The sequence below is a fragment of the Shewanella carassii genome, assembly GCF_019670705.1.
In the GTDB taxonomy this organism is placed as follows: Bacteria; Pseudomonadota; Gammaproteobacteria; order Enterobacterales; family Shewanellaceae; genus Shewanella; species Shewanella carassii.
In genome coordinates this window covers 3066846-3093637 of the sequence record NZ_AP024618.1, presented here as the reverse complement: position 1 = coordinate 3093637, position 26792 = coordinate 3066846, and the positions used below count along the sequence as shown (strand labels likewise).

20 protein-coding genes are annotated in these 26792 nt (G+C 53.6%); 8 read left to right on the top strand and 12 right to left on the bottom strand.

Annotation, left to right across the window (positions count from 1 at the left end):
- Positions 1-26 precede the first annotated feature (26 nt).
- Together oadA and K5621_RS13975 are read left to right on the top strand one after the other, a co-directional pair.
- Positions 27-1820 carry a sodium-extruding oxaloacetate decarboxylase subunit alpha gene (gene oadA / locus K5621_RS13980; protein ID WP_221049531.1) on the top strand — a complete coding sequence of 598 codons (1794 nt, stop codon included), beginning with the start codon at positions 27-29 and terminating at the stop codon, positions 1818-1820.
- 9 nt (positions 1821-1829) lie between these two features.
- Entirely contained in the window at positions 1830-2963 is a 1134-nt protein-coding gene (locus K5621_RS13975) for a sodium ion-translocating decarboxylase subunit beta (RefSeq protein WP_221049530.1), read from the top strand.
- Between the two features lie 182 nt (positions 2964-3145).
- Here the strand turns inward: K5621_RS13975 and K5621_RS13970 are convergent, their stop codons facing one another.
- Complete coding sequence (locus tag K5621_RS13970; protein WP_025010950.1) at positions 3146-3313, bottom strand: hypothetical protein; 168 nt, start codon at positions 3311-3313, stop codon at positions 3146-3148.
- A gap of 291 nt (positions 3314-3604) precedes the next feature.
- On the opposite strand from K5621_RS13970, the gene K5621_RS13965 reads away from it, so the two are divergent.
- From K5621_RS13965 to K5621_RS13945, 5 genes are all read left to right on the top strand, one after another.
- Positions 3605-4030 (top strand): YqaA family protein, encoded by a 426-nt coding sequence (locus tag K5621_RS13965; protein WP_071477249.1) that lies wholly within the window; start codon positions 3605-3607, stop codon positions 4028-4030.
- 38 nt (positions 4031-4068) lie between these two features.
- Positions 4069-6924 (top strand): M16 family metallopeptidase, encoded by a 2856-nt coding sequence (locus K5621_RS13960; RefSeq protein WP_221049529.1) that lies wholly within the window; start codon positions 4069-4071, stop codon positions 6922-6924.
- A gap of 300 nt (positions 6925-7224) precedes the next feature.
- On the top strand, positions 7225-8790 hold the full coding sequence (gene gshA / locus K5621_RS13955) for a glutamate--cysteine ligase (protein WP_221051207.1): 1566 nt from the start codon (positions 7225-7227) through the stop codon (positions 8788-8790).
- A complete protein-coding gene (locus K5621_RS13950; protein WP_208181420.1) occupies positions 8787-9212 on the top strand; it encodes a hypothetical protein in 426 nt (141 codons plus the stop codon). Before gshA ends, K5621_RS13950 begins: the two co-directional genes overlap by 4 nt.
- Positions 9213-9316: 104 nt before the next feature.
- Positions 9317-9949, top strand: coding sequence for a transglycosylase SLT domain-containing protein (locus K5621_RS13945; RefSeq protein ID WP_245003088.1), 633 nt, complete (start codon positions 9317-9319; stop codon positions 9947-9949).
- A gap of 90 nt (positions 9950-10039) precedes the next feature.
- On the opposite strand, the gene K5621_RS13940 is transcribed toward K5621_RS13945, so the two are convergent.
- From K5621_RS13940 to nadK, 6 genes are all read right to left on the bottom strand, one after another.
- The gene (locus K5621_RS13940; RefSeq protein ID WP_100145206.1) at positions 10040-10609 is read right to left on the bottom strand and encodes a LutC/YkgG family protein; all 570 of its coding nucleotides are present in this window, start codon (positions 10607-10609) and stop codon (positions 10040-10042) included.
- Positions 10610-10613: 4 nt separating this feature from the next.
- Complete coding sequence (locus K5621_RS13935) at positions 10614-11990, bottom strand: lactate utilization protein B (RefSeq protein WP_100145208.1); 1377 nt, start codon at positions 11988-11990, stop codon at positions 10614-10616.
- Between the two features lie 10 nt (positions 11991-12000).
- Complete coding sequence (locus K5621_RS13930; protein WP_100145210.1) at positions 12001-12744, bottom strand: (Fe-S)-binding protein; 744 nt, start codon at positions 12742-12744, stop codon at positions 12001-12003.
- 312 nt (positions 12745-13056) lie between these two features.
- Positions 13057-15861: an FAD-binding and (Fe-S)-binding domain-containing protein gene (locus tag K5621_RS13925; protein ID WP_221049528.1), complete on the bottom strand. Its 2805-nt coding sequence runs from the start codon at positions 15859-15861 to the stop codon at positions 13057-13059.
- 79 nt (positions 15862-15940) lie between these two features.
- Positions 15941-17587, bottom strand: a complete 1647-nt coding sequence (locus tag K5621_RS13920; protein ID WP_100145214.1) for an L-lactate permease — start codon at positions 17585-17587, stop codon at positions 15941-15943.
- 652 nt (positions 17588-18239) lie between these two features.
- On the bottom strand, positions 18240-19118 hold the full coding sequence (gene nadK, locus K5621_RS13915) for an NAD(+) kinase (RefSeq protein WP_100145216.1): 879 nt from the start codon (positions 19116-19118) through the stop codon (positions 18240-18242).
- A gap of 94 nt (positions 19119-19212) precedes the next feature.
- Here nadK and grpE point away from each other — a divergent pair, with 94 nt between their 5' ends.
- Positions 19213-19830 carry a nucleotide exchange factor GrpE gene (gene grpE / locus K5621_RS13910; RefSeq protein ID WP_100145218.1) on the top strand — a complete coding sequence of 206 codons (618 nt, stop codon included), beginning with the start codon at positions 19213-19215 and terminating at the stop codon, positions 19828-19830.
- A 307-nt stretch (positions 19831-20137) separates the two neighbouring features.
- Here grpE and K5621_RS13905 read toward each other — a convergent pair whose 3' ends face one another.
- The 5 genes from K5621_RS13905 to K5621_RS13885 all read right to left on the bottom strand — a co-directional run bounded on the left by K5621_RS13905 (position 20138) and on the right by K5621_RS13885 (position 26775).
- Positions 20138-22429 (bottom strand): toxin-antitoxin system YwqK family antitoxin, encoded by a 2292-nt coding sequence (locus K5621_RS13905; RefSeq protein WP_342370171.1) that lies wholly within the window; start codon positions 22427-22429, stop codon positions 20138-20140.
- A gap of 76 nt (positions 22430-22505) precedes the next feature.
- On the bottom strand, positions 22506-23729 hold the full coding sequence (locus K5621_RS13900) for a sensor domain-containing diguanylate cyclase (protein ID WP_221049526.1): 1224 nt from the start codon (positions 23727-23729) through the stop codon (positions 22506-22508).
- Positions 23730-23794: 65 nt separating this feature from the next.
- Positions 23795-24874: a 5-(carboxyamino)imidazole ribonucleotide synthase gene (gene purK, locus K5621_RS13895; RefSeq protein ID WP_221049525.1), complete on the bottom strand. Its 1080-nt coding sequence runs from the start codon at positions 24872-24874 to the stop codon at positions 23795-23797.
- Between the two features lies 1 nt (position 24875).
- The gene (gene purE / locus K5621_RS13890) at positions 24876-25367 is read right to left on the bottom strand and encodes a 5-(carboxyamino)imidazole ribonucleotide mutase (protein WP_025010942.1); all 492 of its coding nucleotides are present in this window, start codon (positions 25365-25367) and stop codon (positions 24876-24878) included.
- Between the two features lie 241 nt (positions 25368-25608).
- On the bottom strand, positions 25609-26775 hold the full coding sequence (locus K5621_RS13885; RefSeq protein WP_221049524.1) for a PQQ-dependent sugar dehydrogenase: 1167 nt from the start codon (positions 26773-26775) through the stop codon (positions 25609-25611).
- Positions 26776-26792 lie beyond the last annotated feature (17 nt).

Below are 26792 nucleotides of genomic sequence, written 5' to 3'. Positions count from 1 at the left end.
CTGCCGTAATCTGATGGATAAGAAAGATGAGTAAAGCTTTAGCATTAACCGACGTTGTCCTGCGGGATGCTCACCAATCACTATTGGCAACCAGAATGCGTATCGACGATATGTTGCCAATCGCCGCCAAGTTGGACAGTGTTGGCTTCTGGTCCCTGGAGTCTTGGGGCGGTGCCACCTTCGATGCCTGTATCCGTTATTTGGGGGAGGATCCCTGGGAGCGGATCCGGGCGCTGAAACAAGCTATGCCTAATACTCCGCAGCAGATGTTATTGAGAGGGCAAAATCTGCTGGGTTATCGCCATTACAGTGACGACCTGGTGACTCGGTTTGTCGAGCGTGCCCATGAGAGCGGGGTCGATGTATTCCGAGTATTCGATGCCATGAATGATGTGCGCAACTTGCAAGCGGCGCTGAAAGCCGTGATTGATGTTGGCGCTCATGCCCAGGGCACAATTTCTTATACCACAAGCCCCGTACATACACTGCAAACCTGGTTGACCATGGCCAAGCAGCTGGAAGATATGGGCTGCCATTCACTCTGTATCAAGGATATGGCCGGGTTGCTCAAGCCGATGGAGGCCTTCGAGCTAATCAGCCGCTTGAAGTCGGAAACCGATCTCTTGATCACCATGCAGTGCCATGCCACCACAGGGTTATCGACTGCCACCTATCAAAAGGCGATTGAGGCCGGGGTCGATGTGCTGGATACGGCCATCTCTTCCATGAGTCAAACCTATGGTCACAGTGCCACCGAGACCCTGGTTGCCATGGTCGAAGACACCGATAGGGCGACCGGCTATGACTTGGCGCTGCTGGAGGAGATTGCCGCCTATTTCCGTGAAGTCAGAAAAAAATATGCCCGTTTCGAAGGGGCACTCAAGGGCATAGATTCACGCATTCTGCGGGCTCAGGTGCCGGGTGGCATGCTGACCAATATGGAAAACCAGCTCAGAGAGCAGGGCGCCGAGGACAAGCTGGATCTGGTGCTCGAAGAGATCCCCAGAGTGCGGGAAGATCTGGGCTTTATTCCACTGGTGACCCCCACCTCCCAGATTGTTGGTACCCAGGCGGTAATCAATGTGCTGATGGGCGAGCGCTATAAGTCGCTGACCAAGGAGACAGAAGGGGTTCTCAAGGGCGAATATGGCGCCACCCCTGCCAAGGTCAACAGTGAATTGCAACAGCGGGTGCTGCAGGGAGCCGAGCCTGTGAGTTGCCGCCCGGCCGATCTGCTCGCGCCCGAGCTTGAACATCTGCGGGCCGAACTGGCCGAAAAGGCGTTGGCGCAAGGTCTGAGGCTCAGTGAAGAGCGCGATGATGATGTGCTGACGTATGCACTGTTCCCGCAAATCGGTCTGCAGTTTATTAAGAACCGTGGTAATCCTGCGGCATTTGAACCCAAGCCAGAATTGGAAGCTCCTCAGCCGCAAGCCACTCAAACCAAGGCCGGTGGTCGTCAGCCCGAGGTTTATACCGTAGATGTGCAGGGCCAGCGTTTTGTGGTGCAGGTCAGTGAAGGCGGTGATATCAGTCAGGTGGCGCCTTTGCCGGTGGCAGAGCCCCAGGCCACCCCAGTGCAGGCCCCTGCTGTTGCCTCTGGCCCGGAGCTGGAGATGAGCGCGCCGCTTTCCGGCAATATCTTCAAGGTACAGGTGGCCGCCGGAGACAGCGTTCGCGCCGGTGATGTCGTTATCATCCTCGAAGCGATGAAGATGGAAACTGAGATCCGGGCTCAGGCCGATGGCGTGGTCAGCCGCATTCTGGTCAAGGAAGGCGATGCCGTCAGCGTCGGTACCAAGCTGTTGGCTCTGGCCTAAGGAGCAATGATGGACGGTTTACTCGCTTTTTGGTCCGAGACGGGAATAGCGCACTTTACCTGGCCGCAGGCCTTGATGATGTTGGTCGGCGCCTTGCTGTTGTATCTGGCAATCGTGCGCAAGTTTGAACCACTGCTGCTGCTTCCCATCGGCTTCGGCGCCATTCTGGCCAATATCCCCAACGCAGGATTTACCGAGGAAGGTGGGCTGCTCTACTATGTTTATCACGTGGGCATAGATACCGGGATTTTTCCGCTGCTGATCTTTATGGGGGTCGGCGCCATGACAGACTTCGGCGCCTTGATAGCCAACCCAAAGATGCTGCTGTTGGGCGCGGCCGCTCAGTTCGGGATCTTTGCCACCCTGATTGGTGCGATAGCCCTTAACCTGGTGCCCGGGTTTGAGTTCAGTATGCAAGATGCCGGTGCCATCGCCATCATAGGCGGCGCCGATGGTCCGACGGCCATTTTCCTCGCCTCCAAACTGGCGCCTGATTTGCTGGGAGCCATTGCGGTGGCGGCATACTCCTACATGGCCTTGGTGCCGCTTATTCAGCCACCCATCATGCGAGCCTTGACCACGGAAGCCGAGCGGCAGATCAAGATGGAACAGCTGCGGGAAGTCAGCAAGAAGGAGAAGATCATCTTCCCCCTTATGGTGCTGGGAATGACCATACTGTTTTTGCCGACGGCGACCCCCCTGGTGGGCATGTTCTGTCTCGGAAATCTGATGCGTGAGTCCGGGGTGGTGGATAGACTTTCCAACACGGCGCAGAACGAACTTATCAATATAGTCACCATTTTCCTCGGATTGGCGGTGGGTTCCAAGCTCTCGGCCGAGCAGTTTCTTCGGGTCGAGACATTGGGGATCTTGCTGCTCGGGGCGGTGGCTTTCAGCATTGGCACCGCTGCCGGGGTCTTGATGGCCAAGCTTATGTGCAAACTCAGTGGTGGCAAGGTCAACCCCTTGATTGGTGCCGCCGGGGTCTCGGCCGTTCCCATGGCCGCCAGGGTGGTGAATAAGGTGGGGCTAGAGGCCAATCAGCAAAACTTCCTGTTGATGCACGCCATGGGCCCTAATGTGGCCGGGGTGCTGGGCAGTGCAGTCGCTGCCGGTATTCTGCTGGCGGTATTGGGCAACTGAGCGCTTTGAGCGCTTAACGCTGAGTGCCATGACGTTAAAATAACCGGCGTAGCCAGTGGCCGCGCCGGTTATCTGTTTTAAGGCTCGCTAGCGGGCAATCCGCAACGAACGGGTTTTGGTACGCTCTGAGTCGATTCAAGCACTCATTTCAAAGGCTCATATCAAAAGTTCATATCAAAAGCTTAGGCCGTCAGCCAGATGGCCAGTGACAGCAGGGCTATCAAGGCGCCACTGACGCCTATTATCCAAATAAACCCGCGTTTCCCCTGCGCCAAAGGGACATTATTGAAGTGTAAAAATGCTATCCAGAATAGGGACAGGATAATAGGCAGAAACAAAAGACGGGCCATGATTGCTCACTATTCAAAGGGATATGGCTTAATCATAGACTGGGATACTCACGGAGTACCAGTCAGATGCTTGAATATTGCTCGCTGCAATGCCTTTATCCGCCAGCACCTTAATTAACATCTGTCTCAGTTTCTTGGCTTGGGACAAGTATGGCTCTAGTGGCAGACTCAGCTGGGCAAGGGCGCCATTTTCTTATATCTTTCAGCACTAAAAAATCAGTTTTTATCCATTTATCTATAAAGTCCGCCTGGCCGGGCCTTTGATTCAAGCAGTATGCAGGAAGGTATCTTATGTGGGAACTCTGGCTGATGTTCAGCGGCGCTTTTTTGGCGGCGACATTGCTGCCTGGAGGCTCGGAAGTCTTGTTGCTGGCTTTGCTGGACAAGCAGCCGGAGATGGCATGGTCGCTGCTGCTTAGCGCCACTATAGGCAACACCTTGGGGGCCTTGAGCAGCTATCTACTTGGGCTTTTGGGGCGCAAGGCGGTCACGCCAGAGCAACTCGACAGTGGTCGTCACAAGCAGGCGCTGGCGCTGCTGAAGCGCTACGGTTATTGGGCCTTGTTACTTTCCTGGGTGCCGCTTATTGGCGATATTTTGTGCCTTTTAGCTGGTTGGATGAAACTTCCTCTTACAAAATCCACTCTGATGATTTTGACAGGCAAGGGCCTGCGCTATTTGATAATTGTGTTGTTGGCTTTAGAGTGGCTGCAATGAGTTTTTTGAGTTTGGTTTCTGGTTGAAGGAGTAACGTTTTGAAGAAATGGTTATTGGCGGCGGCAATTTCGGCCGCATTGGCGGGTTGCTCAGTGCAAACCGACACAGGATTGACTGAGGTTTCCTCGGTACAACTGCCGGCGGGAGTGACTCTAGTCGAGTCGGTCACCCCCAAGGCCGGTGAAGTCGGTATCCCTTACAGCAAGTATCGCTTGGCCAACGGCCTGACCGTGATACTGCATCAGGACAATTCTGATCCTCTGGTGCATGTGGATGTAACCTATCATGTGGGCTCGGCTAGAGAGCAGGCCGGGCGCAGTGGTTTTGCCCATCTGTTTGAACACATGATGTTCCAGGGCTCTGAAAATGTGGCCGATGAACAGCATTTCAAGATAGTCACCGAGGCTGGCGGCACCTTGAATGGCACCACCAACACAGACCGCACCAACTATTTCGAAACTGTTCCCAGTAATCAATTGGAAAAAATGCTTTGGCTGGAGTCGGATCGCATGGGCTACCTGCTTCCGGCCCTGACCGACAAGAAATTTGAAGTGCAGCGGGAAACCGTGAAAAACGAACGGGCCCAGCGCATCGATAACCGTCCTTATGGGCGGATGAATGAACGCTTCAATCAGGCGTTTTATCCCGCCGGTCATCCCTATTCCTGGCCTGTTATCGGTTGGCCGGAGGATCTCGACCGCGCCACGCCTGACGATGTAAGACACTTTTTCCAGCGCTGGTATGGCCCCAACAATGCCACTCTGACCATAGGCGGCGATATAGATACCGCGCAAACATTGGCCTGGGTCAGCAAGTACTTTGGAGATATTCCCAAAGGGCCTGAAGTAGCAGACGAGGCCAAGCCTTTGGTAACGCTGGACAAGAGCCGCTATATCTCGATGGAAGATAAGGTCCATCTGCCACTCATCCGCATGGCTTTCCCAACCGTTTATGCCCGTCACCAGGATGAGGCTGCGCTGGATCTGCTGGCCAATATTCTCGGTGGCGGCAAGACCTCGCTGGTTTACAAGAATCTGGTGAAAGATGGTTATGCGGTGCAGGCCGGGGTCAGTCATCCTTGCCAGGAGCTTGCCTGTCAAATGTCCATCTACGCCTTGGCCAATCCGGCCAAGGGCGGAGCACTGGCGCCGATAGAGGCCAAGATCCGCGAATCGATTACCGAATTTGAACAGCGGGGCGTCACAGATGAAGATCTGCAGAAGGTCAAGGTGCAGTTCCGCGCCGACAGTATCTTCTCGCTGCAGAGTGTCTCGGGTAAGGTGTCCAACCTGGCCTATAACCAGACATTCGCCGGTGATCCCAATCAGATAGCCAAAGATTTAGCCCGTTATGATGCAGTGACCAAAGAAGATGTGATGCGGGTATTTAAGCGCTATATCAAGGATAAGCCCAGTGTGGTGATGAGCGTTGTGCCCATGGGCGCCAAGGCGCTGGTGGCCAAGGCCGATAACTTCACCCCGCCTGAGCCAAGGGTTGCCGCCGAAGCCGTTGCCGGGTTGCAGCAGGCCGTAAGTGCCAACAGCAGTTTCGATCGCACTAAGATCCCCGCTGCCGGCAAGGCGCCCTCCATGCAGGTGCCCAAGCTTTGGTCTGCCCAGCTGAACAACGGTATCAGTGTCATGGGCACTGAAAGCCATGAAACGCCCACTACCGAGCTGGTCATCTACCTCAACGGTGGTCACAGACTGGTGCCGGTGGAAAAGGCCGGGCTTGCCGGTTTGACTGCGGCCATGCTCAATGAGTCCAGTGCCAAACGCAGCAGTGAAGAACTGGCCCAGGCGCTGGAGCTGCTGGGATCTTCCGTGGTGTTTGACAGTAGCGGTTATCAAAGCAGCATCCGGATCTCGGCCTTGACCGAAAACCTGGATAAGACCCTGGCGATAGTCGAAGAAAGGCTGTTTGAGCCAGGCTTCAAGGAAGCCGATTTCGAGCGGGTAAAACAGCAACAGTTGCAGAGCCTGCAACATCTGGCCTCGGATCCCAACTATCTGGCCGAAGAGGGGTTCAGTAAGTTGTTGTTTGGCAGCCAGACCAGTCTAGGTGTCAATGATAACGGCACGCTTGAGAGTGTCAGCCAGCTGACGCTCGATGATATCAAGGCTTTCTATAAGGAGCAGTATCGAGCCGGTAACGCCCAACTGGTGGCGGTAACCGATCTGCCTCGCGAGCAGCTAATCGGTAAGCTCAAGGGATTAGAGTCTTGGGGCGGTCAGGCGGTGTCTTTGCCGGCCTTGAGTGAGCTGCCCGAGGGCAAACCCGGAGTGGTATTCCTTATCGATAAGCCGGGAGCAGCCCAGTCGGTTATCAGCATAGGCAAGCGCGCCCTGCCTTACGATGCCACGGGCGACTTCTTCAAGGCTTACTTGATGAACTATCCCTTAGGCGGCGCCTTCAACAGCCGTATCAACCTTAACCTCAGGGAAGACAAGGGCTACACCTATGGTGCCCGTAGCTTCTTCAGTGGTGGGATTGAGCAGGGCTACTTCAAGGCGGGCGCCAGCGTTCGCAGCGATGTCACCGACAAGGCGCTGGCCGAGTTTATCAAGGAGCTTAAGGCTTATCATGATAAGGGGATGACGGCACAAGAGCTTAGCTTTATGCGGGCCTCCATCTCTCAGGGCAAGGCTCTGGATTATGAAACGCCTTACCAAAAGGCCGGCTTTATCCGCATGATCCAGAAGTACGGTCTGAGCGATGATTTTACCGCCCGTCAGGATGAGATTATCAATGATGCCACGCTGGGCAGCCTCAATGAACTGGCCAAAGAATGGTTGGATCCTGCCAGCATGCAAATATTGGTGGTCGGGGATAAAAATCTTATCGAGCCTGGGATTAAGGCAATGGGTTATTCAGTGATCAATCTGCCCTTGTAAAACGACCACTTTGACCCCATATTGATCTTAACCGCGGCGGGTTACGACTCGCTTGCCACTACGCAAGGCGGTGATGCTTCGAGGAGCATCACCGCCTGTGTCTTTTAAATTACACTTGCCTGAAAGGTCGCTTAGGCTTTATTTTTGGGCAACCGTCATACAGAGCAGTCCTGTGCCTTTTGATGCTGAATCATCAAGAGATGAAAGCGGAGCAGGTATGCCCCGGTCTATTGGCCCGAAAAAGGCCTAAGCCGTCAAGCAGAGAACAAGAATTTGAAGTCATTTACCGAATCTGTCGCAATGCTCAAAGGAGCCGAAGGTCGCGCCGCACTTAAGGATATGCGCCGTGGGATTGAGCGAGAAGCCTTGAGAATTGATGCCAGCGGGCACCTGGCTATGGATGGTCATCCCAAAACCCTGGGCTCGGCCCTGACCCACTCGCGGATCACTACCGATTACAGTGAGGCGCTGCTTGAGTTCATAACGCCGGTTACCCACAGCATAGATGAGCTGCTGACCGGTCTCACCGAGACTCATGCTTTTACCCTCAATCAGCTTAAGGGACAACAGCTTTGGCCCGTGAGCATGCCTTGCTATGTGGGCGATGAGAAGGATATTCCCATTGCCCAATATGGCAGTTCCAACTCGGGACGGATGAAGACCCTCTATCGCAAGGGGCTGACCTACAGATACGGCGCCTTGATGCAGATCATCTCAGGAGTGCACTTTAACTTCTCGGTTTCTGACGAGCTTTGGGATCTACTCTATGCCCAGAGCGACAAGTCGGTTTCCCGTTGTGATTTTATCTCGGAACGTTACTTCGGCCTTATCCGTAACTACCGCCGTTTGGTGTGGGTGTTGCCTTATCTGTTTGGCGCTTCGCCGGCGTTGTGCCACTCTTTCATCAAAGAGCAGCAGACAGAGCTGGATTTTGAAAAGATGGGCCGTGGCACCCTGTATCTGCCCTGGGCGACTTCATTGAGAATGAGCGACCTGGGTTACACCAACAAGGAACAGGAGCGGCTCAGTATCAGCTATAACTCGCTGGCGGATTACCTCAAGGGGATCCGTGCCGCCATCAAGATGCCTTCCGACAACTTTGCCAACATAGGGGTGAAAGTCGACGGCGAATATCGCCAGCTCAACGCCAATGTGTTGCAGATAGAAAATGAGTTTTATGCTCCCATTCGCGCCAAGCGGGTGACCCGTAGCGGTGAAAAGCCCTCCGAGGCGCTGGCAAGAGCCGGGGTGGAATATATCGAAGTGCGGGCACTGGATGTAAACCCCTTCAGTGCCATAGGCATCGAGGCCTCTCAGGTGCGATTCCTGGATCTGTTTTTGCTCTATTGTCTGTTGAGTCCATCGGCGACCACTGACGCTGCAGGTGAACAAGAGATAGCCGCCAACCTCAAGGCCGTGGTGTTGGAAGGGCGTAAGCCCGGCTTGATGCTGAGCCAAAACGGCGAGCCTGTGGCGCGTGAGCAGTGGATGCTGGCACTGTTTGCCGAGCTGCAGCAACTGGCCGAGCTGCTCGATGGACAAGATGACGCCCAATATCAGCAGGCGCTGGCCAAGTGGCATCAAGCCGTTATCGACCCGAATGAAACCCTGTCTGGGCAGGTGATGAAGACCTTGGCTGATAAGGGGCTGGATCACGGCGCCTGGGTGATGGCATTGGCGAAAGAATATCAGCAGCAACTGCTGGATTACCCGTTGAGTGCCGCAACGCTGGCTTCCTTTGAAGCCGAAGCCCAGGCCTCCATCGAGAGTCAATTGCAGATGGAAGCCGCGGATCGTTTGAATTTTGATGATTTTCTGGTTCAGTACTTTGCCAATGAGCCAGCCAAGGAAGCAGTCAGTCAGTGAAGTCTTTGTTGTTAATCTCGGCCGCAGCCCTGTTGTTGTCGGCCTGCGCCAGTGCTCCCGAGCCCGGGCGCGAATGTGGTACGGTTTCAGGTTATCTGGAGCCGGATCGGGAGCAGCAGTTCTACCGCTTGGTGGTCACTCATCTCGATGGCCAACCTGTGATCTCCAAACCCAACTATCAGTTGCCGCCGGGGGAGCACAGCTTTACCGTCTCTGAGCTGATAGATTCACCTGAGCTCAAGGTACGGCTGTCGGCTCGCACGCCCAAGGAACTGAAGTTGCTGGTGGAAGCCGGGCAACGTTATCACCTGGCGGCCAAGTTCAATACCGACAGGCGCTATACCGGCAAGGATACCGGTTACTGGGAACCTGTGGTCTGGCAACAAGAAGCACACGAGTGTGAGTTGCCGGAGCCGCAATAGAGCTCACTTTTTCAGAGGCTCAGGTTGCATTTGATGTTTGACTCGGGTGACACTTGAGCCCAAGTTCAAGCAAAGGCCTGGCCTTTGAAAGCCGTGAGATTCTCGTGAAGCGACAGTTGTTATCCAAATTTGCCCCGGTGCTCGTCATTACCGCCTCCCTGTTTTTGGGCGGCTGCGCCACATCTCCTCCCAAAGATCCCGATAATATCTGCGCCATCTTCAAAGAGCACAGATCTTGGTACAACGCCGCCAAGGATGCCCGCGAAAAGTGGGGCGTTCCCGTGCATGTGCCCTTGGCTATGATGTATCAGGAGAGCTCCTTCAAGCACAATGCGGCGCCACCTATGGAATATTTCTTGTGGATCATTCCCATCGGGCGCGCCAGTGACGCTTACGGTTATGCCCAGGCCAAGACCATGACCTGGGACGATTATGTGCGTGAGACCGGCAACAGCTGGGCCAGTCGCAGCGATTTTGATGATGCAATGGATTTTATGGGCTGGTTTATCTACAAGAGCCATAAGATCAATGGCGTGTCCAAGTGGGATGCCCGTAACCAGTATCTCAATTATCACGAAGGCTGGGGCGGTTACAAACGCGGCAGTTACCGCAGCAAGGCTTGGTTGGTAAGGGTGGCCGACAAGGTGGACAATCGCTCTCGCCGTTATGCGGCGCAATATAATCAATGCAAGGAAGATCTGGACGCCTCTTGGCTTTGGCGGCTGTTTTTCGACTAAGCGCAGGCAATAAATCGTGTCAAATACGCGCATAAAAAAATGCCACTCGCTACAGAGCGAGTGGCATTGAATGCGTTTCTAATCTAAATACTAGATCAGGTAAACGTTCAGGCTACAGGCGCCATGGGCACCTACTACCAGTGCTTGCTCGATGTCGGCCGTTTTGGACGGACCGGCGATAAACACCCCAAACTCACCCGAGTCCAGCATGATCTTGTCGGCCGCTTCGTGCATGTTGGCGACAATGGCATCGGCTTCCAATACCAGAAACAGGTTTTCACAGATAAAGGGCGTGATCCTGTGGGACAGAGACTTCTGACTGACCCAGATGGCACCGTTTTCGGCAACACCCACTTGGCCCTTGATCACGGCATAGTCGATATCACGCAGATCATGGCTGTCTTCAGGGACTTCACGGTTACCACTAACCCCTTCCACTTGAGAGATAATCTGCTTGCCTTCGGCAATCAGCGCATCGACCTGTTGTTGCAGCTCGGCAAAACCACCGCGTTTATGCAGCTTGCCAGCAACGGTTCCCAGGTTGGTTTCAAACTGGCCAATCAGGTCGTCCAGTCGAGGGGCCACATCTATGGCGGGCATATCGTGTCCTTCAAGTGCACAGGACTTGAGGGCATCCAAAATAAAAGATTTGCTGGACATCTAATTAGCTCCTGTTTTTCTTGAACCAGGCCTCGAAACTGGAGGCGGGTGCCTTGGGCAGTTCACGGTATTTACCCCAAGCGCCAGAGAATGGCTTGAGCAGGCTGCCGGGCAGTATTCTCAAGCCCAGTCTTGCCATGCTCATGGAGCAGTTCAGCATAGTGGTGCTGGCCATAAACTTGCCGACTAATGGCATATAACCGCCTTTACCATAAGGCAGTTGACCCGACTCGGCCTTGAGGCGACGATGACGGAAGATGATCTTGTCCAATGGCACCTTGGTAGGGCACACGTAGGAGCAAGAGCCGCACAGGGTACAAGCCCAGGCGATGGAGTTGGTGTCATCGTGCTGGGCGCCAACGGCGATGCCGATTGGGCCTGGAATGGTGTAGTTGTAGCTGTAACCACCGCTGCGACGATACACTGGGCAGGTGTTCAGACAGCCTCCACAGCGAATACACTTGAGCGACTCGGCCAGGATCTTGTCCTTGAGCATCTCGGTGCGGCCGTTGTCCACAATGATGACGTGCATCTCACCACCGGCCTGAGGACCGCGGTAGAAGCTGGAGTAAGTGGTTACCGGCTGGCCGGTGGCGTTGCGGGCCAGAGTACGCAGGTAAACGGCAGCGCTTTCTACCGATGGTACCAGCTTGTCTATCCCCATGGAGTGCAGCTGCAGCTTAGGCAGGTTACAGCCCATGTCGGCGTTACCTTCGTTGGTACAGACAACTACTGCGCCCTTGTCGGCGATGGCCATGTTAACCCCTGTCATGGCCGCATCGGCACTGAGGAATTGCTCACGCAGATGGGCACGGGCGGCACGGGTCAAATAGGTTGGATCGCTGGCGCCGGCTTCGGTGCCTAGTTTTTCATGGAACAGGTCGCCCACTTCCTCTTTCTTGAGGTGAATGGCGGGGACCACGATATGTGAAGGTGGCTGTTTTTTCAGCTGAATGATGCGTTCACCCAAGTCTGTGTCTATGACCTCTATGCCCTTGCTTTCGAGGAAGGGGTTAAGGTGACACTCTTCGGTGAGCATGGATTTGGATTTCACCAGTTTCTTCACCTGGTGGCTGGCCAGAATCTCATGCACGATACGGTTGTGCTCGGCACCATCTTTAGCCCAGTGCACCTGAATCCCGTTCTGGATACAGTTGGCTTCGAACTCTTCTAGATATTTAGCCAGATTAGTCAGAGTGTGCAGCTTAATAGCCGAACCCAGATCCCTCAGCTGTTCCCATTCAGGCAGGCTGCCGGCAGCGCGGTCACGCTTTTCCCGCAGCACCCATAGAGCTTTGGAATGCCAATCGACCCTGGACTCATCGCGGCAGAAGATCTCTGCCTGGTTGGCGTGGACATTCGCCCCTTGTGTCTGTGACATAACTATCTCCCTAAATGGCAGCGTTGAGGATCTGTGCCAGGTGGCGGGTTTCTATCGGCAGTTTTTGACGGCGGACAGTACCATCCAGATGCATCAGACAGGATGGATCGAAGCCAACAATAAAGTCGGCGCCGGTATCTGCGTGAGCGTGAGCCTTGTCTTTGCCCATCTTGGCTGACACCGCGCCTTCATCCACTGCAAAAGTACCACCGAAGCCGCAGCATTCGTCGTAGCGTTCCGGGTAGGTGATCTCAATACCGGGGATACGCTTCAGCAGGGCTTCCATCTTGTTGTAACGTGGGCCCATGTATTCGCTTGGGGTCGCCAGATCCAACATACGGATACCGTGGCAGCTCAGCTGCAGGCTCACCTTGTGCGGGAAGGCTTTAGGGAAGCTCTCGACCGGAGCGACATCATGCAGGAATTCGGTCAACTCATAGAGCTTGGCAATCACGGCCGCGGCTTCAGGGCTGTCATCAAACTCGTGGAAGTTTTCTTTGGCTGCTACCAGGCAGGAAGCAGCTGGACAGACGATAGCGTCACATTCGACACCCTTGAATGCATTGAGCAGCTTCATAGTGGTCTTGCGGGCTTCGTCAAAACAACCCGAGTTGGTCATGGGTTGACCACAGCAGGTTTGGCCTTCAGGTAAAATCACCTGGTGCCCCAGTTTTTCCAGCAGTTCCAAGGTGGCAATGGCCACATCCGGCAGCATCTGGTTGACCAGACAGGGAATAAACAAGGCTATCTTCATTTGGTGTTTCCTAATTGGATGTTGCTTGCGTTAACCGACATTATCTATGTCCGATGTGGTCAGCTTGTTTCTGACTCTTTGTGTAAACACCATCTGACACAGGGTAAATATGTTTGAATATAAGCTTATAACCACACAATAAATAGTGCTAATTCAGTAAATGATTAAAATCTTTTTTGCAAAAATGGAAAAATTGTAACCACTTGATATTAATTGGTTTTTTGTCATTTAGTTTGTTCGTTAATCCGAACGCATTTCTGTTTACTAACACAGATGAAAAAAGAGGGAGACATAGGCTCCCTCTGACCGTTATCAGCGGCTGCACTCTTCCAGCAGATAGGCCAAGTGGCGGTAGGAAATGCCACTGTGGTGGCTCAGGCCCACTTCACACATACGGTTGGCGTAGTAGCCTTCCTTGAAGTCGGTGGGAATGAGTTTCTTGATGTTACGCAGTGCCGAGGCGTTGATCTCAGGTTTGTAGAGACCTTTCTCACCGGCATAACCACAACAGTCGACCCCGGCCGGGCGCAGCACCTTGTCGGAACAGGCATCGGCGATGGCTTGCATCTTGGGTTCCAGCTTCATCTTACGCGCCGAACAACCCAGGTGCAGTGCCACATTGACCTTCTTGGTGAGGGTGAGTTTGGGTAACACCTTGTCGTGCAGGAATTCGACCAGATCCAGCAGCTCAACCTTGGGATTGCCGGAAAGAGCGCGGTAGGTGCAGGACAGGGCATCGACGACTACAGGCAGCTTGCCGCCCTCGGTCATGGCGCTGACCGCCTCGATAAGCTCATCGCGCTTCATATCGGCATTCTTGAAATCCCCTTTGGATTCCCACATCTGGCCACAGCACAGATTGCGGGTATTGTCCGGTGTGATCACGTTATAACCGGCGCGTTCCAGCAAGGTCACGACCACTTCAGGTAGGGTGCGATCATCGGGATCCAGCGGTGTTGGACCAAAGGTGCGGCCACCGCAAGCGGCGAAGTAGACCACGGTTTCCTGGTTGGCCTTGGGAGCCGATGGCTTGGGCAGCTTGCCACCTTTGGGGAAATCCGGGTTCCAGTAAGGCACTTCTTTGGAAATCGCCCGGCCCATGTTCATCAGCCCTGAAGTGATACCCGTACCCGTGAGCTTGTGTATTGTGCCCAACACATCAAAACCTGTGCTAAGCGCTTGGTTGACCGTACCCCAGTGTTTGGCCTGGAAGTCGAGAACCTTCTGCTCTGTGGTGGTGATGTAAGGAGTACGCAGCTTACGAACCAGTTGACCCATGCTGTTGTCTACCGGGCAGGCAATGGTACACAGCTGACAGGCGGCGCAGGTATCCACCACATCGTATTTGGCGGCGGCGCGCATCTTGTCGGCGGCTTCTTTATCGCCGCTTTGCTCCAGACGTTCGATTTCACGCAAGGTGGCTATCCGTTGTCTTGGGGACAGGTTCAGCGCCGAGGTGGGGCAGGTCTTCTCGCAGAAGCCGCACTCGATACACTTATCTACCAGATCGTCCACTACGGGACAGGGTTTGATATTTTTGATGTGTACCTGTTTGTCGTCGTTAAGGATAACCCCTGGGTTCAGCAGGCCTTCGGGATCGAAGATCTGCTTGATGTTCTTCATCAGGGTATAGGCATCGCTGCCCCATTCCATCTCCACAAAAGGTGCTACGGCGCGGCCGGTGCCGTGCTCGGCCTTCATGGAGCCGTCATACTTGTTGATCACCATATCGGCGACCGCTTCCATAAATTGATGGAACTGCTCGATATCGGCCTGGGAAGCAAATTTAGGGGTGATGATAAAGTGGAAGTTACCGGCCAGTGCATGGCCATAGATCACCCCTTCAGGATAGCCGTGCTTATGGAACAGTTCGGTCAGATCGTGGGCGGCACTGGCGAGGTTTTCAACCCGGAACGCCACGTCTTCGATGATCACCGAAGTGCCTTTGGGGCGCTCGCCACCGATAATGGGGAACAGGCCTGAGCGCATCGCCCAGTATTGACCGTATACGGCTGGGTCGCGGCTGAAGCAGATGGGGCGCTCGGTCTCAATATGTGAAAGCTTGGTAATCACATCCTGGGTATAACGCTCCAGAGTCTCATCATCGTTGGCGCGGGATTCTATCAGCAAAATCGCAGCGCCTTCCGGCAATTCAGTCAGCCAATCTGGCATACCTTTCTTGCCGGTAACCGCCTTGATGGAGGCCCAGTCCAGCAGTTCGGCTGCGGCCACGCTTTCGCCCTGAATAGGAGGGATTGCCCGGGCAGCATCCTCCATATTGAAGAATACCGCCATGGCAGAGGCCTTGAATTTGGCCTCGTCCACTGTGTGATAGGTGACTTCGTTAACAAACGCCAGGGTACCTTCGGCGCCGACTATGATGTGGTTGATGATATCGAAGGGATCTTCGAAATCCACCAGGGCGTTGAGGCTATACCCTGTGGTATTTTTGATAGCGAATTTTTTGCGAATTCGCGCTGCCAGAGTCTCATTACCGCGGGCCATCGCACCTAAGTCTGCCAACGCCTTGAGCAGCTCGGGGTGTGACTGACGGAAGGCTTCTCTGGACTCTTCGCTGCCGGTATCCAGCTCAGTGCCATCGGCCAGCAACAGTTTGACAGACGAAATAGTTTGGTAGCTGTTTTGAGCCGTACCGCAGCACATACCGGAAGCGTTGTTGGAGACGATACCACCCACCATGGCCGAAGCCAGTGTGGCTGGATCCGGACCAATTTTTTTATTCAAGGGTTTGAGGGCGGCGTTGGCATCGGCGCCAATAACTGCAGCCCCCAGGGTGACCTTGTTGTTGTCTTCACTGATCTCCAGGGTGCGGAAACCGTCGAATCCCAGGATAAGCAAGATGCCTTCACCTATGGCCTGACCCGACAGACTGGTACCCGCGGCGCGGAAAGTCACTGGAGCGCCATAACTTCTGGCCACCGCTAGAGTACGTTTTACCTGCTCCAGATCTTCGGCATGTACCACCACTTCGGGCACTATTCGGAAATAGCTGGCATCGGTTGACCAGGCAAAACGGCGTACAGGATCGTCACTGACGGCGGCTTCTCCCACCTGCTTGCGCAGATCGCGGATCACGGCTTCATAGTTGATAGACATAAGACATTTCTCTACACATAGAATTTGGAAATAAAGGCAGCGCCGGCGGCGACTGCCTTATTCAAGGATTATTATTGTTTTAGAACCCGCCCCAGATCACCGCCAGGGTGCCGGCCACTAAGGCATAACCAAGCGCCACAGGCATAGTCTTGCGGATGATTTCAGATTCGCGACCTGCCATACCGACCACAGTTGCTGCCGCGACCACGTTCATTACACACATCATGTTACCGGCGTTGGCACCAATCCCCTGTAGTGCCAGGATAAGTGCATGGTTGGCCCCGATGTTATCGGCCACACTGTACTGCAGGCCGGAGAACATCATGTTGGAGAAGGTGGCCGAACCCGACAGGAATGCACCGAAAATACCGACTATCGGGGAAATCCAGGCCCAAACACTGCCGAGGCTTCCGGCCAGCATATCGGCCAGCGCAACCGGCATGGATTGCAGACCGGCACTGTTGGTGCCTGAGTTGAGGAAGATTTTCACCATAGGCACAGAGGCGCCCAAGGAGATAATGGTTGGCACCATGGATTTGCAGGAAACCGTGACCGATTCTTTAATGGCCTTGGAGTTCATTCTGAACAGGAAGAAGCCCAGAATACACACGGCAACAAAGAAGGCACCCGGTGCAAAGAAGGTGGCGAATCCGGCTTTGAGCTCAGTGCCCAGCAAGCCGGTCCAGCTGATGTTGAAGCTGTTCAGCCAGACTTTCAGTGGCTGTACCACGCGTGAAAGCACCAAGAGACCGGCCATGATCAGGTAGGGCGTCCAGGCGGCCAACTGAGAGAAACGTGCCTTAGTTTCCACTTGAGCCGTGTCACCCTCTTTGTCGTTTTCGGCAAAGTCATTCCAAGGTGTTTTCGGCAGTAACCAGCCTTTGCGGGCAACCGGGATAACCAGTGCCATGCCGACCAGCGCGCCAATCACTGAAGGGAATTCCGGGCCGGCAAAGAAGTTGATCAGCCAGGCTGGGATGGTAAAGGCCATACCGGCGAACAGGGCGAATTTCCAGATGGCAAAGCCTTCCTTGAAGGATTTGTTGCGGCCGAAGAAGCCTGTCAGTACAGACACCATCACCAAGGGGATCAGCGTACCTGTTATCAGATCTATGGTGATCATATGCATAGCAATGAACTGAGCATAATCACTGAAGTGACCGCCATGTTCGGCAATTTGCGCTGCAGCCATGCTGGTACCGCCTTCGAGCAGCCCCTGCTCCATACCAAATAGCACCGGCAGACCAATGGCGCCGAAAGACACTGACGTTGAGTCGGCGATCAGCGCAACCACGGCGGCGGCGACCGGCGGAATACCCAAGAGCACCAGCAGTGGAGCACCGATGGCGGCGGGTGTACCAAAACCGGCAGAGCCTTCAATAAAAGAGCCGAACAGCCAACAGATGATAATCACCTGAACCCGGGCGTCTGCGCTGATATTGGTAAATCCGGCGCGAATGGTATCCATGGCTCCCGAGTATTTCAGGGTGTTGAGCAGGAATACCGCACCGAAGATGATGGTCAAAGGGGTAATTGCCGACAGCAAACCTTCAACCACCGAGGCGGCCAGCAGAGTGGTGTCCATCTGCCAGATAAAAACGGCTGCCAGGGCGGTGATCACCATGGAGATAGGCATGGCTCTGGATGCGGGCATTCGGAGCAATACCAGGAACAGCATGACGCTGATCACGGGGGTTAGGCTTGCGAGTAACTGTAGAAATGTCATGGTTGCCTCATCATTTCAAAATTTCATATGTTGCTTGTGCTTATTGTGGTGTTGAGAAAGTGCTGTCGCCTTTCCCATTTTTGTAGTTTTGCGTGCTTATCATGATTAATTTACCCCGAACCAAAATGATCTGGATCATCTTGCTATTTGTATCTCAGTTTAGTTTTTGGTTATGAGAACCGCCCCTGTGTTGTTGCAAAGTTTAATGTGATCAAGATCACTGTTGAATTGATTGTTTTCTGGCACTTGAGCGGATGAGGTGGAAAAACAGCCCCCTAGGCCCGGGATTATGGCCTTGTTTTACTCGAAACGGTAATAAAGTGATCCTGTTATTTCATTTATGATTGAAATCTAGGCGTACTATTGAAAATTATAGTGTGATCAATGTCACATCTATTGGCATTTAGTGACTTTTGGATTGTGTCTTCTTTAAATTATTTACATGTAAATCAACTAGATAATTTATTTTAGACCTTTGTTTTGTCAGTGACTTGGCTCACTGTTTTTTACGGGGTGGTGTTTTGTGATCTGGGTCACGCGGTGGCTGTTTTACATTTTTCTGAAATCAAATAACAAAAAGCACCTTTCGGGAGAAGGTGCTTGGATTGGTGTGGGTTTGTTATTCGGCAGTAAAAGGCTTTGAGGGGTGAGGTCAGAAAAGTTTACTTCCCCAGCCCAGTTTGTTGCGCAATACGTGAAAGTAGTTGTGTCCCTTCGGATGGATCAGTTTGAGTCGTTCCTGACTGCGTTTCAGCAAGATTTCATCGCCCGGCATCACAGATAAGGTGACATGACCATCACAACTCACTTCCAGGTTTTCGCCGTTTTCCGGTGACACCACCAGTTTGATGGTGCTGGAAGCATCGACCACTATGGGACGACAGGAGAGGGTATGGGGAAACATGGGCACCAAGATCAGCGCTTCTAGGTTGGGGGTCAGTATCGCACCGCCGGCCGACAGCGAATAGGCGGTTGAGCCGGTCGGGGTCGACACTATCATGCCATCGGCACGCTGGCTGTACATGAAATGGTTGTCGATATAGACCTCAAACTCGATCATATGGGCAATCTTGCCAGGGTGCAGCACGGCTTCGTTGACGGCGGTATTGCTGGCCTTCACTTCGCCATGGCGATACACCTCGGCCTCCAGCAGAAATCTGTGTTCAGTATCAAACTCTCCATCCAGTACCTTGGCCAGAGACTCTTCAAAGGCATCCGGAGGCAGATCGGTTAAAAAGCCCAGATTGCCGCGGTTGACGCCGATAACGCCGAGATCGAAGCGTGCCAATACCCGAGCCGCACCCAGCATATTGCCATCACCACCAACGACTATCGCCAGATCGCAATGTTCACCAATTTCAAGTAGATCCACGGCTCGAACATCTTTTCCGAGTTCGGCCGCGACTCGCTCTTCCACCAAGACATCATAACCTTGCATTTTCAGCCAGTGATGCAGGCGCTTGAGGGTCAGGTTGGTCCCCTGATGGTGGGGTTTTCCTATCAGGCCTATAGTATGAAACTCAGTGGACATAGATTTTGGGAACTCTGGGGGTTGAAACGGTCAATTTGATCCCCATAATATGCCCAGAGTATGCAGAAACAAAGCATTTTTAGCTGGAGTAGAAATGAACAAAGAGTCATTTAAAGCAGAGCAGGAACAGGTCGAAGAAGTGGTTGAACAGGTTGAAACCACTGAGGGCGTAGCTGAGGAAGGCGGCATTATCGACGAGCTGACTCAGGCGAATTTCCGTATTGAGGAGCTGGAGCAGGCTTTATCTGACGCGCAGGCGACAGTTCAGGAGCAGAAGGATTCTGTTATCCGAGCCGCTGCTGAAGTTGAAAACATTCGTCGCCGCGCGGCGCAGGATGTAGAGAAGGCGCATAAGTTTGCGCTGGAAAAGTTCAGCAATGAGCTGCTGCCGGTGATCGATAACATGGAGCGTGCTCTGGTGGGTGCCGACAAGGCCGATGAAGCCACCAAGCCTTTGTTTGAAGGGGTTGAACTGACACTGAAGAGCTTCCTATCTGCGGTTGAGAAGTTCGGTGTCAAGCAGCTAGATCCTATGGGTGAAGCCTTTAACCCTGAGCAGCATCAGGCCATTGGCATGCAGCCAAGCGCCGAGTTTCCGGCCAATACTGTAATGCTGGTGATGCAGAAGGGCTATCAGCTCAACGAACGTCTGTTGCGTCCCGCCATGGTAATGGTGTCCAAGGGCGGTGAAGGCATCGATACTCAAGCTTGATTCTTAAGCTTGATATCTAGGCTCTATGTCAGTTTGATATCGCCGCGGAGTTTTTCCCGGCTCGAAAATCAGCCGTAACTCGAGTTACGGCTGATTTTTTATATGTGAGTTATCTCGCCTGGCGGTGACTATATTGGATTGGCTAAATATCGTCGTTGAATTGTCATCGACTTCGAGTGCTGAATCGGGGCTCAGCGGCAAAAGACCTGCGAACCAATCAAACAGTAGTGACATGGAAACGTCAAAATGCCACTCGCGTTGCAGCGAATGGCTATCTGCTCAATCACGGGCGTTTAACTGTACTAGCTTAGCCGTGATGCTCTGTCTTTATCAGCTTGCCGAACTGATCGTAGAAGTTCCAGTCGCCGGATTCACGATTGCTGATATAGCTGCCTTCGGTACGTTTTTCGCCATTGGTCCAGAAGGTCTGCCACAGCCCCTCTTTTCTATCCCTGAGGAAGGTGCCTTTCTCGGCCAGCTTGCCGTTGTTGTGGAAGTAACTTGCTTCACCCTCTTTCTGGCCCTTGAGCCACTGTTCATGGCTCTGTGGTTTGCCATTTTGGAAGTACTGGCTCAGTTTGCCATCGAGTTTTCCCTGCCAGTAGTTGGCCTGCAGTTTCAACTGGCCGTTACTGTAGTACTGCTCAGACTTGCCGTGCAGTACATCGTCCTTGAATTCCTGACTGGCGGCGAGTATGCCATCTTCAAACCAGCTTTGCCACTGGCCGTTTTTGGCCCCTTTTAACAACTCGCCGGCCAGTTTCTGCTGCCCATTGTCGACATAGTACTCGCTGTAGTTGCCGGTCTTGTCGCCATTGGCATAGGTTTCCTTGCGATAAAGGACGCCCTTGAAACTGTAGTGCTCGCGTGCGCCATGCAACTTGCCGAGCTGCCACAGGCTCTTGATCCTGACATTGCCCTCGGGGATGGTGCCGAAGGTAGGATCGTCCTCTTCGTAGCGGTAGTCTATCCAGGTACCTGTCTTCTTGTTGTCCAGGTACTCCCCCGTAACCCGGCGGCGGCCATGGTAATACTCGGCATATTGGCCATTGAGTTTGCCTTTGACAAAGGTCTGCTCCCGGCTCTTGACCCCTTCGCGATACTGAATCCAGAGCCCGTCCTTGTCGCCGTTGAGATATGCGCCTTCCTCATTGGGATCGCCGTTGGCGTACCAGCGCTTGAAGGCACCATCGAGCGGATAACGATAATCCTTGGCGGCCTTGTCTTTGGCATAGTGGGCCAACTCCCTGGGTTTGCCATTGTCGTAGAAGCTCTCATATTTGCCGACCCACTTACCGTCTATGACTTCGCCCTGTTCTTGCACTGTGCCATCTTCAAAGTAGCGGATGGACTTTCCGGTTTGCTTATCATGCTGATATTGCAACAGGCTGCGTTTTTCCCCGTTCGGGAAGTAACGGATAAAGTCGCCGTGACGTTTTCCCTGTTGCCATTGGCTGGACTCTTGCAAAACGCCGGCGCTGAAACGCTGATATAAGCCATCCAGCAGGCCCATGGCGAACTGGGACTTTTCCAGGGGCTTGCCGTCGATATCGAAACGTTCATACTTGCCATGGCGGGGATATTGACCGTTGTCGCTCAATTGGCTGTCGTGGAAGGTTTCCAGCTCGGCCAACTGGCCATTGGGATGAAAACGCTTCTGTATACCGGTTTGCAGGCCATTTTTGTAATGCTGCTCTATGACCAGCTTGCCTTCACTGTTGAAGTACTCCTGGGGGCCATCTTTTTCGCCGTCACTGAAGAGTTCATTGCCCAGCAGCACGCCTTTATTGTCGAAGGTTTGGCATTGGCCCTGGCGTTTACCTGCGCGGTAAGCACATTTGACCGCCAGTTCACCGCCGGGGTGATATTTCAAGCTTTCGCCGTCCCGTTCTCCGGCGTTGAAATGAGTTTCGCTCTCTTTACTGCCATCATCAAAAAAGCTCTGCCAGACGCCCTGACGTTGGCCATTGGCATCGAATTTGCCCTTGATCTTGATGACGCCCTGGTTGTTTTGTTCCAGATACTCGCCAAAGAGTTGGTTGTTGGCATATTGCTGACTTTGTGCCAGGGTGCCATTTTCATAGAAGCTCTGCCACTGACCATGGCGCAGGTTATCGGTATAGGTTTCGCTGGCCTTGAGTTTACCGCTGGCGTAGAAGCGCTTGACCAGCTCTTTGTTGCCGCTGCGGTAGAATACGCTTTCATTGAGGCGGCCATTGCTGTCGAAGGTTTGCCATTCCCCTTCCGGCACGCCCTTGTTGAACACCTGTAATTCGGTCATCTGGCCGCTGAGGTCATACATGCGCCAGCTGCCATTCTGATAACCCTGGAAATACTGGCCCTCAATCAATTTGGCATTGTTGCTGTGAAATACCTGCCAGCGGCCATTGGGTAATCCTTGAGAGAAAGTCGCTTGGGTATAACCTTGGTTATCGCGAACGATGGAGATCTCACCATTGAGGGGCATGCCACTGGCCAGATTGTAATAATGGGGGATACCATCTTGTTGCCGGACTTCCACCATTAAAGACGAGAGGTTTTGTGCGGCCTGCGCCTGTTGCAGCGCCGGTTGTATTGTGGCAGCGGCCAGCATGGCCATGATGGTGAGATGTTTGTGCATCGGTTCTCCTTGTTACCTACTGCAGCAATCCCGTCATTGGGATCCAGGTTTTTTCTTAGGAAGTGTGCCTGCTCTTGCGGGCTCTTTTATGGAAGTACATTTGGCTGTCAGCCTGTTTCAGGCTGGATTCAATATCGCCGTTGAAAGGCGCAATGCCGACACTGAAATAAATCGCCACATCCTGAGTAGCCAATTGGGTCTCGACTTGCTGTAAGCGTTCTTTGAGCCAGAGTTCGCTGCCGTAGCAGAGCAGCACAAACTCGTCGCCGCCAAAACGACTGATGAGCGATGGGGCAGGAAAGTTGTGCTTCAACTCGGTCGCCAGACGCTTGAGGGCATAATCTCCGGCGCCGTGTCCCAAGGTATCGTTAATCTGTTTCAGATTGTCCATATCAAGCAGCGCAGACATGGTTTCCACTTTACTTTGGGGCTGCCATTTTTGTGCTTGGGTTTCGAAGTACTTGCGATTGGCTAATCCGGTCAGGCTGTCAAAGTTGGCTAACCTATGGATCTGGCGAGATTTTTGATATAGGGCGATGGCATTGGCGGCTTCGCGGGTCAAAATAGCCACCAAGTCCCTGTCATAGCTGCTGAAGCTGGCAACCAAAGAGCTATCCAGGTTGAGCATGGCATAGAGCTTTTTATCAATATGGATTGGACTGGACAGGGTCGCCCGAATGGGCGGGCTGGCGGCGTTCAATAATAGCGACTGGGCTTCGAGACTGAGACCGCTTCCGGCGTTGATTTTGCGCATATCATTGACCACAACTACCCGGTCGCATTGGCCGTTAGTTAAACGATAGGCAAAAGATTGCTCCAGGGTCATATTCAGCTGTTTTAGCTTGGTCATATCCAGGCCCACAGCCGATTCAAAGTGCAGCTTATTACTGCCGGGTTCCACCAGTATGATAGTGCCCATTTCGGCACCATCGACCATGGCAACGGCTTTACCCAGCAGGGCGTTGAGAAAGGCGTGTTCGGTCTCATATTGACTGGATAGATGTACCAACTCGAAGGTGGCATCATTGACCCCGATGACCTGTTCCAAGTGTTGCCACAGTCGTCCAATATGACCTTGATGGACATAGCATCCCAGACTATAAGCCAGGAAATAGATGATAGAAACACCGCCCCACTGCAGCCAGGGCAGTGTGTCAGTAGGGCTGGTGATCCAGAACAATATGGTTATCAGCAGCAGCGGCAGTAACAGAAGCAGTAGGTGATAGCGCAGATCCAAAGTGTCTATCTTCTGCTTTCTGAGTCCATTCCGATCCGGCAAATTCTGAAAATCCTAAAGTAATACCTGGAATTGAGGTAAAAGGCGGGTTATTACCCGCCTGTTTATCAATTAAACTCCGCCAGTATCCACGTGAGCGGTGCCTGATACTGTGACGGCATCCATTGTTTGAGTTGGCTGATACTGTCTGTCAATGCACTTTTATCCAGTACCGACAGGTTCAGGTGGCCTACCTTACGGCCGGGGCGCACCTCTTTGTCGTACCAGAACAGCTCGGCATTGGCCAGGCTCAGCCAACGGTCGTCCTTATCTATGCCTATCAGGTTGACCATCACACACTGGAAGTTAACCTGAGGCGTCATCAGTGGCAATTCGCACAAGGCCCGCAGGTGCAACTGGAACTGATCCATATGAGTGCCTGCCTGAGTCCAGTGCCCTGAGTTGTGCACTCTGGGAGCCAGCTCATTGACCAGCAGGTGATCGCCCACCCGGAAACACTCCATCGCCATCACCCCCACATACTCCAGCTCATGCATTATGCTGCTGAGCATAGTCTCGGCTTCGGCCTGCAATGGTTGCAATCGCGCCAAGGGGGCTATCGATGCCATCAGAATACCATCCTGATGCAGATTGAGTGTCAGAGGATAAAAGAAGCACTCGCCGCTGCGGCTGCGAACCCCAACCAGAGATACCTCTTCATCGAAGGGGATCGCCTGCTCGGCAATCGCCTCATTACGCCAATCGGCCGGGATAGTGCTCGACTCGGCTTGCTTCAGCCAGTGCTGCCCCTTGCCATCATAGCCGCCGGTGCGGCGTTTCAGTAGAACTCTTTCACCATATTTGTGATAAAGATCATTAACTTGGGTGTTATCGTCCAGCAGTTCCCAAGGCGCTGTGGCCACCTTGAGCTGATCCAGCAGGGATTTTTGGGTGTATCTGTCGGCGAGGCGACCAAATACCGGGCCATTAATGAAATGACAGTGCTGCGATAATTGCAGGCTCAGGGGCGACTCCGGCCACTGCTCACGCTCGGCAGTAATAATATCTGTGTCAGTCAGCGGCAACTTTTCATCGCTTGGCGCCATGATATCCACCGGGCGGACATCTATCGCCAGCGGTTGGCCGGCATGACGCAACATGGCACCCAGTTGGCCATCGCCCAGTACCCAAACTCTCTTGTCAGCCATCTCAGTCTTCCCTCGGATCCGGATTATCCAGTACCGCGCGGGTTTGAGCTTCGCGGAAGGCTTCGAGGCGCTCGGCCAGTTGCGAGTCCTGAGTTGCCAGCATCTGGCAGGCCAGCAGGCCGGCATTGAATGCCCCGGCTGTACCTATGGCCAGCGTTCCCACGGCAATACCCTTGGGCATCTGCACTATCGACAACAGGCTGTCCATGCCGCTGAGGGCCTTGCTTTGTACCGGCACGCCCAGTACAGGCAAGCGGGTCTTGGAAGCTATCATACCCGGCAGGTGAGCGGCGCCGCCGGCACCGCCTATGATGACCTTGTATCCTTTGTCTGCTGCTGATGCGGCAAATTCCATCAACTTGTCTGGGGTTCTATGGGCCGAAACCACTTCGACATGGTAGGGCACCTTGAGAGAATCCATGATCTCTGCGGCCGCTTCCATGGTGGGCCAATCACTCTTGGAACCCATTACAACAGCAACGAGGGCTTGCATGATAACTCCTTAACTACTGATTTTATTTATAATATTTTGCCTGTTTCCAGGTCGGGTACAGTAACGGACGGTGCAAACCAGTTCCATGAGTGCTCTGCGTGGGCTTACAGGCCAGGATACAAGGCGTGGTTCGCAACGTCCTTAACCCGGCGTTGTTCCCAAGGCCGGGCGATAATGGCTGCAGATAATATCATGACAGGACGGCGCGCGCTGCCCTTGAACACTGTGTTTCGGACAAAAATCAGCCCGAGTAAAAGATGCGATAGAGGCGGCCTTTGGCATCATCGGCTATCAGCAAGGAACCATCCGGTAACTGCAGCACATCGGCGGGGCGTCCGGATACGGTTTCGCCCTTGAGCCAGCCTTCGGCAAACACCTGAGGTTCACTGGCCTTGCCCTGTTTTATCGGCACGAAACGCACTCGATATCCTACCTTGCTGGACCGGTTCCAGGAGCCGTGCTCGGCAATAAAAATGCCGCCGTGATAGGCCTTGGGGAAGCTGTCGCCGCGATAGAAGGTCATCCCCAGCGCCGCTACATGGGCGCCCAGCTTGACTTCAGGAGGGCTGAAATCGGCGGGCTGCTTACCTTTGCCGAATTCAGGATCCAGGGTATCTCCTTGATGAACGTAGGGATAACCAAAATGTTGGCCGCGCTGACTCAAATGATTGAGCTCATCGGCTGGCATATCGTCTCCCATCATGTCGCGGCCATTATCGGTAAACCACAGCTGGCCACTGATAGGGTCGAAGTCGAAACCGACACTGTTGCGCACACCGGCGGCTTCGAGCCTCGGTTGTTTGCTTTGGAGATCCAGGCTGATTATTTTGCTGTAGTCGCTGCCGGCATCACAGATATTGCAAGGCGCGCCTACGGGTATATACAGGCGGCCGTCGGCGGCAAACTTGAGGTATTTCCAGCCGTGATGCTTATCTGAGGGTAAGTCATCATAAAAGATTCGGTAGCTCGGGGAAGCACTCTGACTCAGCTGTTGCTCGATATTGTCAAAGGCGAGAATTTGGCTCACGGCGCCTACATAGAGAGTCTGGTCCCGAAAGGCTAGTCCGGAAGGCATATTGAGCCCGGAGGCGATCACTTTGACCTTGTCGTGGCGGCCATCGGCATCTGTATCGATTGCGGCATAGACTTTACCTTCGCCGCGACTGCCGATAAAGAGTGTGCCCTGGCTGCCAAGCGCCATCTGGCGGGCATTGGCGACATTATCCAGATAGACTTCTATCTCAAAGCCCTGGGGCAGGCGGATATCCTTCAGTTCCGATGGCGCTGAATTTTTAGCCAGTGCAGAGCCACTCACAGTAGCTGTCAGCAAAGCCGCCGTCGAGAGAGCCGCTGCAAGCGAGATAGCGCGGCGCAGCGGGCGCAGTGAAACGGATGAGTGCTTAGACATAAGGCCTCCTTGCGGTT